The organism is Nonomuraea sp. C10 (genome assembly GCF_008017515.1).
Taxonomy (GTDB): domain Bacteria; phylum Actinomycetota; class Actinomycetes; order Streptosporangiales; family Streptosporangiaceae; genus Nonomuraea; species Nonomuraea ferruginea.
Genome location: NZ_VPFF01000003.1, coordinates 2,535,473 through 2,548,750 on the forward strand (window position 1 = coordinate 2,535,473; position 13,278 = coordinate 2,548,750).

14 protein-coding genes are annotated in these 13,278 nt (G+C 70.3%); 10 read left to right on the top strand and 4 right to left on the bottom strand.

The window, feature by feature from the left end; translation table 11 throughout:
• Positions 1–15 precede the first annotated feature (15 nt).
• A complete protein-coding gene (locus tag FR742_RS44045; RefSeq protein WP_148034241.1) occupies positions 16–1,320 on the top strand; it encodes a DUF5719 family protein in 1,305 nt (434 codons plus the stop codon).
• Between the two features lie 13 nt (positions 1,321–1,333).
• Here FR742_RS44045 and FR742_RS44050 read toward each other — a convergent pair whose 3' ends face one another.
• Positions 1,334–1,774, bottom strand: coding sequence for a metallopeptidase family protein (locus FR742_RS44050; RefSeq protein ID WP_261808834.1), 441 nt, complete (start codon positions 1,772–1,774; stop codon positions 1,334–1,336).
• Between the two features lie 149 nt (positions 1,775–1,923).
• Between FR742_RS44050 and FR742_RS44055 the strand changes: the two genes are divergently transcribed.
• Genes FR742_RS44055 through FR742_RS44075 form a run of 5 tightly spaced genes read left to right on the top strand, consistent with a single transcriptional unit; the run spans position 1,924 to position 5,923 of the window.
• Positions 1,924–2,292, top strand: coding sequence for a DUF3499 domain-containing protein (locus FR742_RS44055; RefSeq protein WP_148034239.1), 369 nt, complete (start codon positions 1,924–1,926; stop codon positions 2,290–2,292).
• A gap of 41 nt (positions 2,293–2,333) precedes the next feature.
• Positions 2,334–3,683 carry a phosphomannomutase/phosphoglucomutase gene (locus tag FR742_RS44060; protein ID WP_148034238.1) on the top strand — a complete coding sequence of 450 codons (1,350 nt, stop codon included), beginning with the start codon at positions 2,334–2,336 and terminating at the stop codon, positions 3,681–3,683.
• On the top strand, positions 3,680–3,847 hold the full coding sequence (locus tag FR742_RS44065; protein ID WP_148034237.1) for a Trm112 family protein: 168 nt from the start codon (positions 3,680–3,682) through the stop codon (positions 3,845–3,847). The genes FR742_RS44060 and FR742_RS44065 overlap by 4 nt, the downstream gene beginning before the upstream one ends.
• Positions 3,844–4,950 carry an SIS domain-containing protein gene (locus FR742_RS44070; RefSeq protein ID WP_148034236.1) on the top strand — a complete coding sequence of 369 codons (1,107 nt, stop codon included), beginning with the start codon at positions 3,844–3,846 and terminating at the stop codon, positions 4,948–4,950. The genes FR742_RS44065 and FR742_RS44070 overlap by 4 nt, the downstream gene beginning before the upstream one ends.
• Before the next feature lie 46 nt (positions 4,951–4,996).
• On the top strand, positions 4,997–5,923 hold the full coding sequence (locus tag FR742_RS44075) for a cation diffusion facilitator family transporter (protein WP_148034235.1): 927 nt from the start codon (positions 4,997–4,999) through the stop codon (positions 5,921–5,923).
• Positions 5,924–5,927: 4 nt separating this feature from the next.
• Here the strand turns inward: FR742_RS44075 and FR742_RS44080 are convergent, their stop codons facing one another.
• Positions 5,928–6,410 (bottom strand): GerMN domain-containing protein, encoded by a 483-nt coding sequence (locus tag FR742_RS44080; RefSeq protein WP_148034234.1) that lies wholly within the window; start codon positions 6,408–6,410, stop codon positions 5,928–5,930.
• The gene (locus FR742_RS44085; RefSeq protein WP_148034233.1) at positions 6,407–6,766 is read right to left on the bottom strand and encodes a MerR family transcriptional regulator; all 360 of its coding nucleotides are present in this window, start codon (positions 6,764–6,766) and stop codon (positions 6,407–6,409) included. Before FR742_RS44085 ends, FR742_RS44080 begins: the two co-directional genes overlap by 4 nt.
• A 102-nt stretch (positions 6,767–6,868) precedes the next feature.
• Between FR742_RS44085 and ahcY the strand changes: the two genes are divergently transcribed.
• Positions 6,869–8,296: an adenosylhomocysteinase gene (ahcY, locus tag FR742_RS44090; RefSeq protein ID WP_222709088.1), complete on the top strand. Its 1,428-nt coding sequence runs from the start codon at positions 6,869–6,871 to the stop codon at positions 8,294–8,296.
• A 67-nt stretch (positions 8,297–8,363) separates the two neighbouring features.
• Positions 8,364–9,599 carry an adenosylhomocysteinase gene (locus tag FR742_RS44095; protein ID WP_148034231.1) on the top strand — a complete coding sequence of 412 codons (1,236 nt, stop codon included), beginning with the start codon at positions 8,364–8,366 and terminating at the stop codon, positions 9,597–9,599.
• Positions 9,600–9,601: 2 nt separating this feature from the next.
• Here the strand turns inward: FR742_RS44095 and FR742_RS44100 are convergent, their stop codons facing one another.
• Positions 9,602–10,237 carry a DUF305 domain-containing protein gene (locus tag FR742_RS44100; RefSeq protein ID WP_148034230.1) on the bottom strand — a complete coding sequence of 212 codons (636 nt, stop codon included), beginning with the start codon at positions 10,235–10,237 and terminating at the stop codon, positions 9,602–9,604.
• Between the two features lie 221 nt (positions 10,238–10,458).
• Here FR742_RS44100 and FR742_RS44105 point away from each other — a divergent pair, with 221 nt between their 5' ends.
• On the top strand, positions 10,459–11,796 hold the full coding sequence (locus FR742_RS44105; RefSeq protein WP_261808893.1) for an LVIVD repeat-containing protein: 1,338 nt from the start codon (positions 10,459–10,461) through the stop codon (positions 11,794–11,796).
• Positions 11,797–11,875: 79 nt separating this feature from the next.
• Positions 11,876–13,264, top strand: coding sequence for an LVIVD repeat-containing protein (locus FR742_RS44110; RefSeq protein ID WP_148034228.1), 1,389 nt, complete (start codon positions 11,876–11,878; stop codon positions 13,262–13,264).
• Positions 13,265–13,278 lie beyond the last annotated feature (14 nt).

Sequence of the window (13,278 nt, forward strand, 5' to 3'; positions counted from 1 at the left end):
GCTGGGGGGTGGGGTGTGAGGAGGTTCGCGGCCGGGCGGTTCGGGCTGGTCTTGCTGGTGGTGGGGGTGCTCGCCGGTCTGTACGGGGTCGCGTACGTGACCAGGCCGGCGGCGGAGCGGCCGGTGGAGGCGCAGCCGAGGAAGGTGGGGGTGGAGGCGGCGACCGCGGCCTGTCCCGCCACACGAGGTGAGGACGTCAGCGTCTACCTGCCGGGGACGCTGTCACGGGAGCCGATGAGGGACGCGGAACCGTACACGGTGAGCGGGCCCGGCGGACTGGAGGCCGGCTACATCACGCGGACGACCAGCGGCGCCGGGCGCGGGCTGGCCGGGGTGCGGTGCGCCGAGCCCGCCGCCGAGAGCTGGCTCGTCGGGCCGGGACCCGCCCGCGCCCGCGTCACGTTGCACCTGGTCAACGCCGACAAGGCGCCCGCCTTCGCCGACGTCGAGGTGTACGCGGCGGAGGGGCCCGTCTCCGGCGAAAGGGGCCTCGGGCTGGAGATCGAGCCCGGCGAGCACCGCCAGATCGACCTCCGCACGCTGGCCGACGCCGCCGACGTGATGGCGGTCAGCGTGAAGACGTTCACCGGGAGGCTGGCGGTCTCGGCCAGGGCGGTGCTGGAGACCGGCGGCGTCGACTGGCTGCCCCCGGCCGCGGCCCCGGCCACCGAGGTCGTGGTGCCTGCCGTCCCCGGCGGCGGCGGGCGTCGTGAGCTGCTGGTCGCCGCGCCCGGCGAGACCGACGCGACCGTGACGATCAAGGCCGTGACCGAGGGCGCCGCGTACGCGATGCGCGGCAGGGAGTCCGTCGACGTGCCGGCGGGCAGCGTGCTGCCGCTCGACGTGACCACCGGCATCGGCGGCGAGTCGGCCGCCCTGGTGCTCACCTCGACGGCGCCGGTGGTGGCGGGCGTGGTGATCACGGGTACGGGGCGGCAGCCGGACGTGGCGTTCACCGCCGGCACGCCCTCTCTCGACCTGGGCAGCGCGGTGGCCGCCAACGGCGCCGGCTCCCGGCTGGTGCTGACCGCGCCGGGCGCCGCGGGGAAGGTGCGGGTGCAGGTGGTGCCGGAGAGCGGCGAACCGCCCGCGCCGATCGACGTGGCGGTGCCGGCGGACCGGACCAGGAACGTGCGGCTGAAGGGCGAGGGCGCGTACGCGGTGGTGGTCACGCCGGTGTCGGGGAGGGTGTACGGGGGGCGGGTGATGGAGGAACGGCTCAGGAGCGGTCTCCTGATCACGGCTCAGCCCCTGGCCCCCGCCCGGCTCTGGACCGTGCTCCGGCCGCTCACCGACACTCCCCGTGCGGTCCTTCCCTGACCTGCCGCGGCTGTCAGCGGCGTTCGTCGTAGCCCGGGTCGACGGTCTCGGGGGACAGGCCGAGGAGGGAGGCGACCTGCTCCACCACGGTGTCGTGGACGAGGGCGCCCAGCGTGTCGCGGTCGCGGGCGCGGGCCTCCAGCGGGCGCCGGTAGAGGACGATGGACGCCGGGTCCTGCCCCCTGGCCGTGTCGGCGCGGCCGAGCGGGATCGGGTCGGCGCCGAAGCCGGGCCCGTCGCCCAGCTCGCTGAGCGGCGGCACCTCCTCCACCGCGAACTCCACCGACGACAGCTGCCTGCCCCACTTCGGCCTGAGCCGGTCGACCGCGTCGAGCACCAGGTCGTCGAAGCGCTCGCTGCGGGCACGGGCCATGGGAACGTAGGAAGGGGCGATCGGGCCGCGCAGGCCGCGGCCGTGCCTGTCGCGCCGTCGAGGACCGCGCTTGCTAGTCACACGGCAAGTGTAAGCCGCCCCCGGCGAAGAACACCGGCATCGGTGCATGTAGGTGGAAAGGCTGCGACAGCTGTCCGAATTGTGGCGACACGCCTTTTAAGAGCGCTCAGATAGTGGCGTCCCGCCCCCTTACCAGATACGGTCCCTCCGTGAGCCCCGTCCGCCGCTGTTCCCGCACCGCCTGCAGTCAGCCTGCCGTCTTCACGCTCACGTACGTATACGCCGATTCGACCGCAGTTCTCGGCCCTCTGGCGACGTACGCCGAGCCGCACTGTTATGACCTGTGCGCCGAACACGCCGAGCGGCTCACCGCCCCCCGCGGCTGGGAGGTGGTGCGTCTGCCCACCGACGGCGCCACACCGAGCACCGACGATCTCGAAGCGCTGGCCAACGCGGTCAGGGAGGCGGCCAGGCCCAGCGGATCCGGCGTGGGGGAGCCCGTCGGCCAGGGAGTCGAGGTCGGGCGGCGCGGACACCTGCGTGTTCTGAGGTCGGCCCAGCAGCACCGCGACCGGTAGGCTCGGCTCTAGCCGGAGTGACGACCTAGGGGCGGAGCTGGATGGGCGATCTCGCCAGGATCTTCAAGGCGTATGACGTTCGTGGCCTGGTGCCCGACGAGTTCGACGAGCCGGTGGCCGAGGCCGTGGGGGCGGCGTTCGTCGAGGTGACCGGAGCCCGGTCGATGGTCCTCGCCCACGACATGCGCGAGTCGTCCCCGGTGCTGGCCGACGCGTTCGTCCGGGGTGCCCGTTCCCGCGGCGCCGACGTGGTGCACGCCGGGCTGGGCTCCACCGACCTGCTCTACTACGCCAGCGGCAGCCTGGGGCTGCCGGGCGTGATGTTCACGGCCAGCCACAATCCCGCGCAGTACAACGGGATGAAGATGTGCCGCGCGGGCGCGGTGCCGATCGGCGGCGACACCGGGCTCACCGAGATCCGCGACCGGGCGGCCGAGCTGGTCGGCGTCACGGCCACGCCCACCGGGTCGCTGATCGAGAAGGACCTGCTGCCGGGCTACGCCGACCACCTGCGCACGCTCGTCGACCTGTCGGGCATCAGGCGGCTCAAGGTCGTGGTCGACGCCGGCAACGGCATGGGCGGCCACACCGTCCCCGAGGTCCTCGCCGGGCTGCCGATCGACCTCACCCCGCTCTACTTCGAGCTCGACGGCTCCTTCCCCAACCACGACGCCAACCCGCTGGAGGCGGCCAACCTGGTCGATCTGCAGCGGGCCGTGGTGGCGGAAGGCGCCGACATCGGCCTGGCCTTCGACGGCGACGCCGACCGGTGCTGGGTGGTCGACGAGCGCGGCGAGTCCGTCTCGCCGTCCGCGATCACGGCCCTGGTGGCGGTGCGTGAGCTGGCCAAACACCCCGGCGCGACGGTCATCCACAACCTGATCACCTCGCGCGGCGTGCCGGAGATCGTCCGCGAGCACGGCGGCGACCCGGTCCGCACCCGCGTCGGCCACTCCTTCATCAAGGCCGAGATGGCCCGCACCGGGGCCGTCTTCGGCGGCGAACACTCCGCTCATTACTACTTCCGCGACTTCTGGTTCGCCGACTCCGGCATGCTGGCCGCGCTGCACGTGCTGGCGGCGCTCGGCGAGCAGCCCGACCCGTTGTCGCGGGTGGTGTCCGCCTACTCCCGCTACCACGCCTCGGGCGAGATCAACAGCACGGTCGCCGACCAGGACGCGGCCGTGCGCCGCGTGCGCTCGGCGTTCGGCGGCCGGGGCGAGGCCGACGAGCTCGACGGGCTCACCGTGAGCGGCGACGGCTGGTGGTTCAACCTGCGCGCGTCCAACACCGAGCCGCTGCTCAGGCTCAATGCCGAAGCGGCCGACGAGACCACGATGACGGCGGTCCGGGACGAGGTCCTCGACCTGCTGAGAGAGGTTCAACAGTGAAGATCGACGACTGGCTGCTGGAGATCCTGGCGTGCCCGGCGTGCAAGGCGCCGCTCCGCGCCGAAGGCGGGGCCGAGGAGCTGGCCTGCACCGGCTGCGGCCTGGTCTATCCCGTCCGTGACGACATCCCCGTCCTGCTCGTCGACGAGGCCAGGAAGCCGTGACCTGGGAGCCCGAGCGGCTCGACGACACGCATCACCTCACCGAGGGCGACCCCGGCGGCATGCTCCGCGCGGTCGCCGACTCCGCCGCCCAGGTCCGCACCGGCTATCGGTGCGCGGTCGAGTCCGGCGTCGACCGCCTCTCCGCGAACGTGCGGCCGAGAGCGGTCGTGGTCGCGGGCATGGGGGGCTCCGCCCTCGCGGGCGACATCCTGGCCGCGGTGTGCGGGCCCGGCGCTCCGATCCCCGTGGTCACGGTGCGCTCCTACCAGCTCCCCGGCTGGGTGGGCGCCACCGACCTGGTGATCGCCGTCTCCTGGTCCGGAGAGACCGGAGAGACGCTCGCCATGGCGGCCGAGGCGGTGCGGCGCGGCTGCACGCTCCTCGCGGTCGGGCCCGCGGGGTCCGCCCTGGAGGCGGTGGCGGTCCAGTCGTCCTCGCTCCACGTGGCGATCCCCACCGGCCGCCGGCCCAGGGCCGACCTGTGGCTCGTGACGACCCCGCTGGTGGTGGCCGCCGCCTCGCTGAGGCTGGTGCGGGCCGAGCCGACGGTCTACGAGCGGGTGGCCAGGACGCTCGAAGACATCGCGCACCGCTGCCGGCCGTCCAGCGACTCGTTCATCAACCCCGGCAAGGCGCTGGCGATGGACCTGGCCGAATCCGTGCCGATGATCTGGGGCTCGTCCCCGCTGGCCACCGTGGCGGCCACCCGTTTCGCCCACCGGCTCAACGAGAACGCCAAATATCCCGCGATGGCCGGCGAGCTGCCCGAGGCCGGCCACAACCAGGTGGCGGTGCTCGACGGGCCGCTGGCCGAGCGCGACATCTTCGCCGACACCTCCTCACGGACGCTCCGGCTGGTGCTGCTGCGCGACATGGAGGAGCACCCCCGGGTGACCAGCACGAGGGAGGCGGTCCTACGGGTCGCGCAGGATCGCGACGTGCGCGTCACCGAGCTGGCGTCCGACGGCGACCACCCGCTGGAGCGGCTGGCCTCGCTGATTGGGCTTACGGATTTCGCGAGCACCTATCTCGCGCTGGGTTACGGCGTCGACCCGACCCCGGTGCGGCCGATCACGGAGTTGAGGGCTCGGATTTCCCACTAGGATCCATCCGTCCAGGACTTTGTGATCGTATGACTGGAGACGACCGGTGAGTGCGAGCGGCGGAACCAAAGCAATCATCGCGGCTCTGGCCGCGAACATGTCCATCGCGGTCGCGAAGTTCGTGGCGGCGGCCTTCACCGGGTCGTCGTCGATGCTGGCCGAGGGCATCCACTCCGTCGCCGACTCGGGCAACCAGGCGTTGCTGCTGCTGGGCGGCAAGCGGGCCAAGCGGGCCAGCACCCGCGAGCACCCGTTCGGCTACGGGCGCGAGCGCTACTTCTACGCGTTCGTGGTGGCCGTGGTGCTGTTCGCGATCGGCGCGCTGTTCTCGCTGTACGAGGGCTATCACAAGCTGACCCACGCGGAGCCGCTCACCTCGCCCGGCTGGGCGTTCGGCGTGCTGATCTTCGCGATCATCGCCGAGATCTTCTCGTTCCGCACGGCCATCATCGAGGCCAACGCGGTCCGCGGCGACCAGGGGTGGATGGCGTTCATCCGCCGGTCCAAGGCGCCCGAGCTGCCCGTCATCCTGCTGGAGGACCTCGGCGCGCTGCTCGGCCTGATCTTCGCGCTGTTCGGCGTGACGATGGCCGTGGTGACGGGCAACCCGGTCTGGGACGCCGTCGGCACCCTCATGATCGGCGCCCTGCTCGCCGTCATCTCGGTGATCCTGGCCGTGGAGACCAAGTCGCTGCTGCTCGGCGAGAGCGCCGCCCCCGAGATGGAGGGCCGCATCCGCGCCGCGCTCGAAGCCTCCTCGCAGGTCGACCGCGTCATCCACATGAAGACGCTGCACATCGGCCCGGAGGAGCTGCTGGTGGCCGCCAAGATCGCGGTGACGCGGTCCGACACCGCCCCGGAGATCGCCCAGGGCATCGACGAGGCAGAGCGGCGCATCCGCGAGGCGGTGCCGATCGCCCGCGTCATCTACCTGGAGCCCGACCTCGACCGTGAGGTGTCCACCACGGCCTGACCGGTCACTCGTGGCCGGTGACGCACGACCTGCCCGAGTCGGTCTGGTCGAACAGGCACCGGCCGTCTCTGGCCAGCGTCACGACCTTCTTGACGGTGGCGAACTGCTTGAGCGTCGCCTCGATCGTACGCAGCGCCCGGGCGTCGGAGCCGACTCCCGAGCCCCAGACCGTGCGGCAGAAGCGGAGCGTGGCGGTGCCCTCGCGGATCTTCAGCGTGAAGTCGGCGCCGCAGTCGGAGCGGCCGCGGAGCTTGCCGGTCAGCTCGGAGTGCAGGCCGCGGCGCCGCTCGGCGGCGGTGGGGCCCTTGATGAGCTGTTCGACGGCGAACCTGGCGACGCCGGCGTGCGGGGAGGTCCTGGTGACCGGCACGACCTTGCCGGGCACCCCGTGCCCCTCGGAGAAGTAGACCTGGACGTCGGCGGCGGTCTGCGCGGGGGTGAGGGCCAGTCCTGTGGTGAGCACGGTGGCCAGCAGCAGCTCCTTCATGCCCTGTTCGACGTATCGCCGGCGGCCGGGGTTCGCAGCAGGCGCAGCGCCTTCTCCTTCTCGAAGTCCAGCGCCCTGCGCGGCACCTGGATGCGGCCGATGCGCACGCCCAGCTCGCGCACGCTCGCGGCGACGGCCGGCTCGCTGAGCGCGCGCAGCGCGAACGCCAGCTCGGCCGGTGAGACGTCGAACCGCTTCTCCAGCTCCACCGCGTGGGCGACGGCGGCGAGCTCCTCAGGGCCGAAACGCCGGTGCGCGCCGCGACCGCGCACCGGTGGCAGCAGCCCGAGAGCTTCCCGGTAGCGGAGCATCCTGGGAGACATGCCGAGCCGCTTGGCCGCTTCCGTGATTCGCATTCTTACATTCTTACGTCAACTTCCGGGCTCTCGGGGTGCGACCTTGCCGGACTGCCGCCTAGACTCGTCCGCGACCACACGATGACGCGAGGGGTAACGCAGATGGACTTCAAGGTCGCCGACCTTTCACTGGCCGAGTTCGGCCGCAAGGAGATCCGGCTCGCCGAGCACGAGATGCCCGGCCTCATGGCGATCCGCCGTGAATACGCGGCCTCCCAGCCCCTCCGCGGCGCGAAGATCATGGGCTCCCTGCACATGACCATCCAGACCGCCGTCCTCATCGAGACGCTGGTCGCGCTCGGCGCCGAGGTGCGCTGGGTGAGCTGCAACATCTTCTCCACCCAGGACCACGCCGCCGCCGCGGTCGTCGTCGGCCCCGACGGCACCGCCGACGACCCCAAGGGCGTGCCCGTGTTCGCCTGGAAGGGCGAGACGCTCGAGGAATACTGGTGGTGCACCGAGCAGGCGCTCACCTGGCCCGGCGCCGACGGCCCCAACATGATCCTCGACGACGGCGGCGACGCCACGCTCCTGGTCCACAAGGGCGCCGAGTACGAGAAGGCCGGCTTCGTGCCCGACGCCACCGACGCGGACCCCGAGGAGTGGCACGTCATCATCGGCCTCCTCAAGCGCACCGTCACCGACGAGAAGCGCTGGACCCGGATCGCCGAGGGCATCAAGGGCGTCACCGAGGAGACCACCACCGGCGTGCACCGTCTCTACGAGATGCACAAGAACGGCCAGCTGCTGTTCCCGGCGATCAACGTCAACGACTCGGTCACCAAGTCCAAGTTCGACAACAAGTACGGCTGCCGCCACTCCGTCATCGACGGCCTCAACCGCGCCACCGACGTGCTCATCGGCGGCAAGGTGGCCGTGGTGTGCGGCTACGGCGACGTCGGCAAGGGCTGCGCCGACGCGCTGCGCGGCCAGGGCGCCCGGGTCATCGTCACCGAGATCGACCCGATCTGCGCGCTCCAGGCGGCCATGGACGGCTTCCAGGTCACCACGCTGGAGGACGTCGTCGGCATCGCCGACATCTTCGTCACCACCACCGGCAACTTCAACATCATCACCGCCGACCACATGGCGCGGATGAAGCACCAGGCGATCGTCTCCAACATCGGTCACTTCGACAACGAGATCGACATGGCCGGCCTGGCCAAGACCCCCGGCATCGAGCGGCGCAACATCAAGCCGCAGGTCGACGAGTGGGTGTTCGCCGACGGCCACTCCATCCTCGTGCTCGCCGAGGGCCGGCTGATGAACCTCGGCTGCGCCACCGGCCACCCGTCGTTCGTCATGTCCAACTCGTTCACCAACCAGGTGATCGCGCAGATCGAGCTGTTCACCAAGACGGAGGACTACCCGATCGACGTCTACGTGCTGCCCAAGCACCTCGACGAGAAGGTCGCCAGGCTGCACCTCGACGCCCTCGGCGTCAAGCTCACCCAGCTGACCAAGGAGCAGGCGGCCTACATCGGCGTCCACGTCGAGGGCCCGTACAAGCCCGACCACTACCGCTACTGATCTCCGGCGTGTTCGATGCTCCGGAGGGGCGGGCGCCCCTCCGGAGCCTTGGTGTCTGAAGGCTTGCATGGATCTGTGGGAGAGCGGGGAGCGGCACATCTCGTGGGCCGCCCGTTCGATGCCGGTGCTGACCGCGCTCGGGGAGCGGTTCGCCGCCGAGCGGCCGCTCGACGGGCTGCGGGTGGCCGCGTGCCTGCACGTCACGGCCGAGACCGCGGTGCTGATGGGCACGCTCAAGGCGGGCGGCGCGGAGATCGCGCTGGCCGCCTCCAACCCGCTGTCGACGCAGGACGACGTGGCGGAGGCGCTGCGCGGCTACGGCGTGGCCGTGCACGCCAGGGCGGGCGTCGACCGGGCCACCTACTACCGCCACATCCACCAGGCCCTCGACGTGCGGCCCGACCTGGTGCTCGACGACGGCTGCGACCTGGTCAACATCCTCCACACCGAGCGCACCGACCTGCTCGACGGGGTGTCGGGCGGGTGTGAGGAGACCACCACCGGCGTCATCAGGCTCCGGCAGATGGCCGCCGAGGGGGCGCTGCGCTTCCCGATGGTGGCGGTCAACGACACCCGGACCAAGCGGATGTTCGACAACCGCTACGGCACCGGCCAGTCGACGCTCGACGGCATCATGCGGGCCACCAACACCATGCTGGCCGGGAGCACGGTCGTGGTCGCCGGGTTCGGCTACTGCGGGCGCGGCGTGGCCGAGCGGGCCAAGGGGCTGGGCGCGCGGGTGATCGTGACGGAGATCGACGCGGTCAAGGCACTCGACGCCACCCTCCAGGGATACGAGGTGCGCCCGATGGAGCAGGCGGCCCCGGCGGGCGACGTGTTCATCACCGTCACCGGCAACCGCGACGTGATCACGGCCGCGCACGTGGCGGCCATGAAGGACGGGGCGATCCTGGCCAACGCCGGCCACTTCGACGTGGAGATCGACGTGCGGGCGCTGGACGAACTGGCGAGCGAGGTGCACCGCGGGATCCGGCCCAACACCGACGAGTACGTCCTGCCCGACGGCCGCCGCCTGCTGCTGCTCGCCGAGGGCCGGGTGGTCAACCTCACCGCCGCCGAGGGCCATCCGGCCGCGGTGATGGACATGTCGTTCTCCGCGCAGGCGCTCGCCGTCGCCTGGCTCGCCCGCGAGCGGGCGGGGATGGCGCCCGGCGTGTACGACGTGCCCCAAGAGATCGACCAGGAGGTGGCCAGGCTCAAGCTGGTGGCCGCCGGCATCGGCATCGACGTGCTCACCGGTGACCAGGAGTCCTACCTCCACTCCTGGCGCAGCGGCTCCTAGCGCTAACCGGCCGCCTGCATCTCGCGCATCCGCCGGATCTCCGAGAGCTGGGTGACGCCCACGTCGTTGGCCAGCTCCTCGATCCGCAGGTGCGAGCCGCCCTTGAGCACCTCGGTCGACATCTCGATCGCGCCCTCGTGGTGCTTGATCATCAGCTCCAGGAACAGCCGGTCGAACGCCTGGCCCGACGCCGCTTTCAGCTGCTCCATCTGCTCGGGCGTGGCCATGCCGGCCATGCCGTCGTGCGCGGCGTGGTGGTCGGGCACCCGCTGGCCCTGCTGCTGCAGCCAGGTGCGCATCCACTGGATCTCCGGGCCCTGGGAGTCCTTGATCCGCGAGGCGAGGCTCTTGAGCTTGGCCGACTCCGCCCTGTTCGGCGCCAGGATGGCCATGTCGAGCGCCTGCTGGTGATGGACGATCATGTCCTGGACGTACGCGACGTCGGCCGCGTTCGCGCTCGCCTGGGGCACGGCGGTGACCGCCTCACCCGGAGCGAGTGTCCTGGCCTCCTCGCCGGGCTTGCCGGGGGCGATGACCGGCGCCGTCGAGTCGGCGCGCGGGGCCTGAGTCTCTGAGGTGCAGCCGGAAACGGCGAATATCGTGAGGGCACCGGTGACGACGACGAGCGCAGCGCGCACTCAGCCTCCTGACGGTTTCGGTCGGAACGTCGCATTCTAAGAGGGAATGGTGATCATTAATAGAGGGCAACCTGCTCTAATGTTTGACATATTGCGTGCTGGTCGTGAGCGGAGTTGAAGGGTGAAAATTTCACCATTTATGCCCCCTTTATAGGAGGACACCTCCCGTGCCGTCCACCCGCAGGTTCCTCGTCCTCGCTGGAGCCGCCCTCACCTTGGTGATGGCCGGCCTTCCCGCGCAGGCTGCGGACATCCCGGCTCCCGGCGAGATCGTCAAGAGCCAGAACATCACGCACGTCACCAACGTGCCCAAGCCCGAGGCCCTGGCCGACATCAACACGGACATGGCCTTCCAGGGTGACTACGCCTACGTCGGCAACTACTACGGCTTCTCGATCTACGACATCAAGAACCCCAAGAAGACCAAGGTAGTCAGCTCCGTGGTCTGCCCCGGCGGCCAGATGGACATCAGCGTCTACGGTGACCTGGTCTTCGGGTCCGTCGACTCCTCCCGCAACGACGACTCCTGCAACAGCACCGGGCAGAGCGCCGCGATCAAGGAGTCGTGGGAGGGCATCCGGATCTTCGACGTCCGCGACAAGAAGAACCCGCGGTACATCAAGTCCGTCGAGACCAACTGCGGCTCCCACACGCACACGCTCGTCCCCGACCGCCGCGGCAAGAACGTCTACCTCTACATCTCCTCGTACAGCCCGAACGCGGCCTTCCCCGACTGCCAGCCGCCGCACGACCTGATCTCCATCGTCAAGGTCCCGCTGCGGGACCCGGGCTCGGCGTCGGTCATCGCCACGCCGAACCTGTTCCCCGACGGCGGCTTCCCCGGCGTGCCCGGCTCGTACCCCAACGGCAAGTCGGCCACCACCGGCTGCCACGACATCACCGCCTACCCGGAGAAGGGCATCGCCGCCGGCGCCTGCATGGGCGAGGGCATCCTCATGGACATCCGTGACCCGGAGAACCCGAGGGTGACCGCGACCGTCCGCGACGAGACCAACTTCGCCTTCTGGCACTCCGCCACCTTCAACAACAGCGGCTCGCGGGTGATCTTCACCGACGAACTCGGCGGCGGCACCAGGGCGACCTGCAACGAAGCCATCGGGCCGGACCGCGGCGCCAACGCGTACTACGACATCGGCGCCGACGGCCAGATGACCTTCCGCGGCTACTTCAAGATCCCGCGGCACCAGGACGACACCGAGAACTGCGTGGCGCACAACGGCTCGCTGATCCCGGTCAAGGGCAAGGACATCATGGTCCAGGCCTGGTACCAGGGCGGCATCTCGGTCGTCGACTTCACCGACCCGGCCAACGCCCAGGAGATCGCCTTCTTCGAGCGCGGGCCCGACGCGCCCAACCCGCTCAGCGGCGGCCACTGGTCGGCCTACTACTACAACGGCTACATCTACGGCTCGGACTTCAACCTGGGACTCGACGTCCTCAAGATCAACGACCCGCGGACCAACAAGGCCAACGGCGTGAAGTTCGACATCCTCAACGCCCAGACCCAGCAGTCCTACAAGGACCACGGGCACCACTGATCGTCCGTCGGCGGCGGGACCTCACCGGGGCCCCGCCGCCTTCGGCATGAGGAAACACGAGACCGAGGAGGCTCTCTGCATGTCCCGTATGTTCCGAACGCTGCTCGCGGCAGGCGCAGCCGTCGCCCTGAGCCTTACGGCGTTACCCGCCACCGCGGGTGACATCCCGCCCGCGGACACGATCGTCCACAGCCCGAACGTGAGCCACGTGCTCAACATCCCCAAGCCGGCGCCGCTCGCCGGCACCATCAACACCGACATCGCCTTCCAGGGCGACTACGCCTACGTCGGCAACTACGGCGGATTCTCGATCTACGACATCAAGAACCCGAAGCGGGCCAAGGTCGTCAGCTCGGTCGTCTGCCCCGGCGCCCAGATGGACCTCAGCGTCTACGGCGACCTGCTGTTCGCCGCCGTCGACAGCTCCCGCAGCGACGACTCGTGCAACAGCACCGGGCAGAGCGCCGCGATCAAGGAGTCGTGGGAGGGCGTCCGGATCTTCGACATCCGCGACAAGCGCAACCCCCGCTACATCAAGTCGGTCGAGACCGACTGCGGCTCCCACACCCTGACCCTGGTGCCCGGTAAGGGCCGGGACCGGAACAAGAACGTCTACGTCTACGTCTCGTCGTACCTGCCGGCGGCCAACCTGCCCGACTGCCAGCCCCCGCACGACAAGATCTCCATCATCAAGGTGCCGCTGCGCAACCCGACGCAGGCGCACGTGGCCGCCACGCCGGTCGTCTTCCCCGACGGCGGCAACGAGACCCAGCCGGGGCTGCTCGTGCCCACCACCGGCTGCCACGACATCACCGTCTACGCGGAGAAGGACATCGCGGCCGGCGCCTGCATGGGTGACGGCGTGCTGTTCGACATCCGCGACCGGCTCAACCCGCAGGTGACCGCCAGGACCACGGACGAGAACTTCGCCTTCTGGCACTCGGCGACCTTCACCAACGACGCCAGGACGGTGCTGTTCACCGACGAGCTCGGCGGCGGCGGCGCGGCCACCTGCAACGAGACCGTCGGGCCGAACCGCGGCGCGGACGCCATCTACCGCATCCACCGCGGCGAGCTCGTCTTCCAGGGCTACTTCAAGATCCCGCGGCACCAGGCCGACACCGAGAACTGCGTGGCGCACAACGGCTCGCTGATCCCGGTCAAGGGCAAGAACATCATGGTCCAGGCCTGGTACATGGGCGGCGTCTCGTTCATCGACTTCACCGACCCGGCCAACCCGCGCGAGTTCGGCTACTTCGAGCGCGGCCCGAAGGCCGACGGCAGCGGCGGCGGTGTCTGGTCGGCGTACTACTACAACGGGTACGTGTACGCGGCCGACTTCGACAACGGCCTCGACGTGCTGAAGATCGACGACCCGCTGGTCAAGGGGGCGTCGCACGTCCGCAGCGACATCCTCAACGTCCAGACCCAGGAGTCCTACCCCGGTGGAGGCTCGGGCCGCCACTAGGCCACGACCCGACC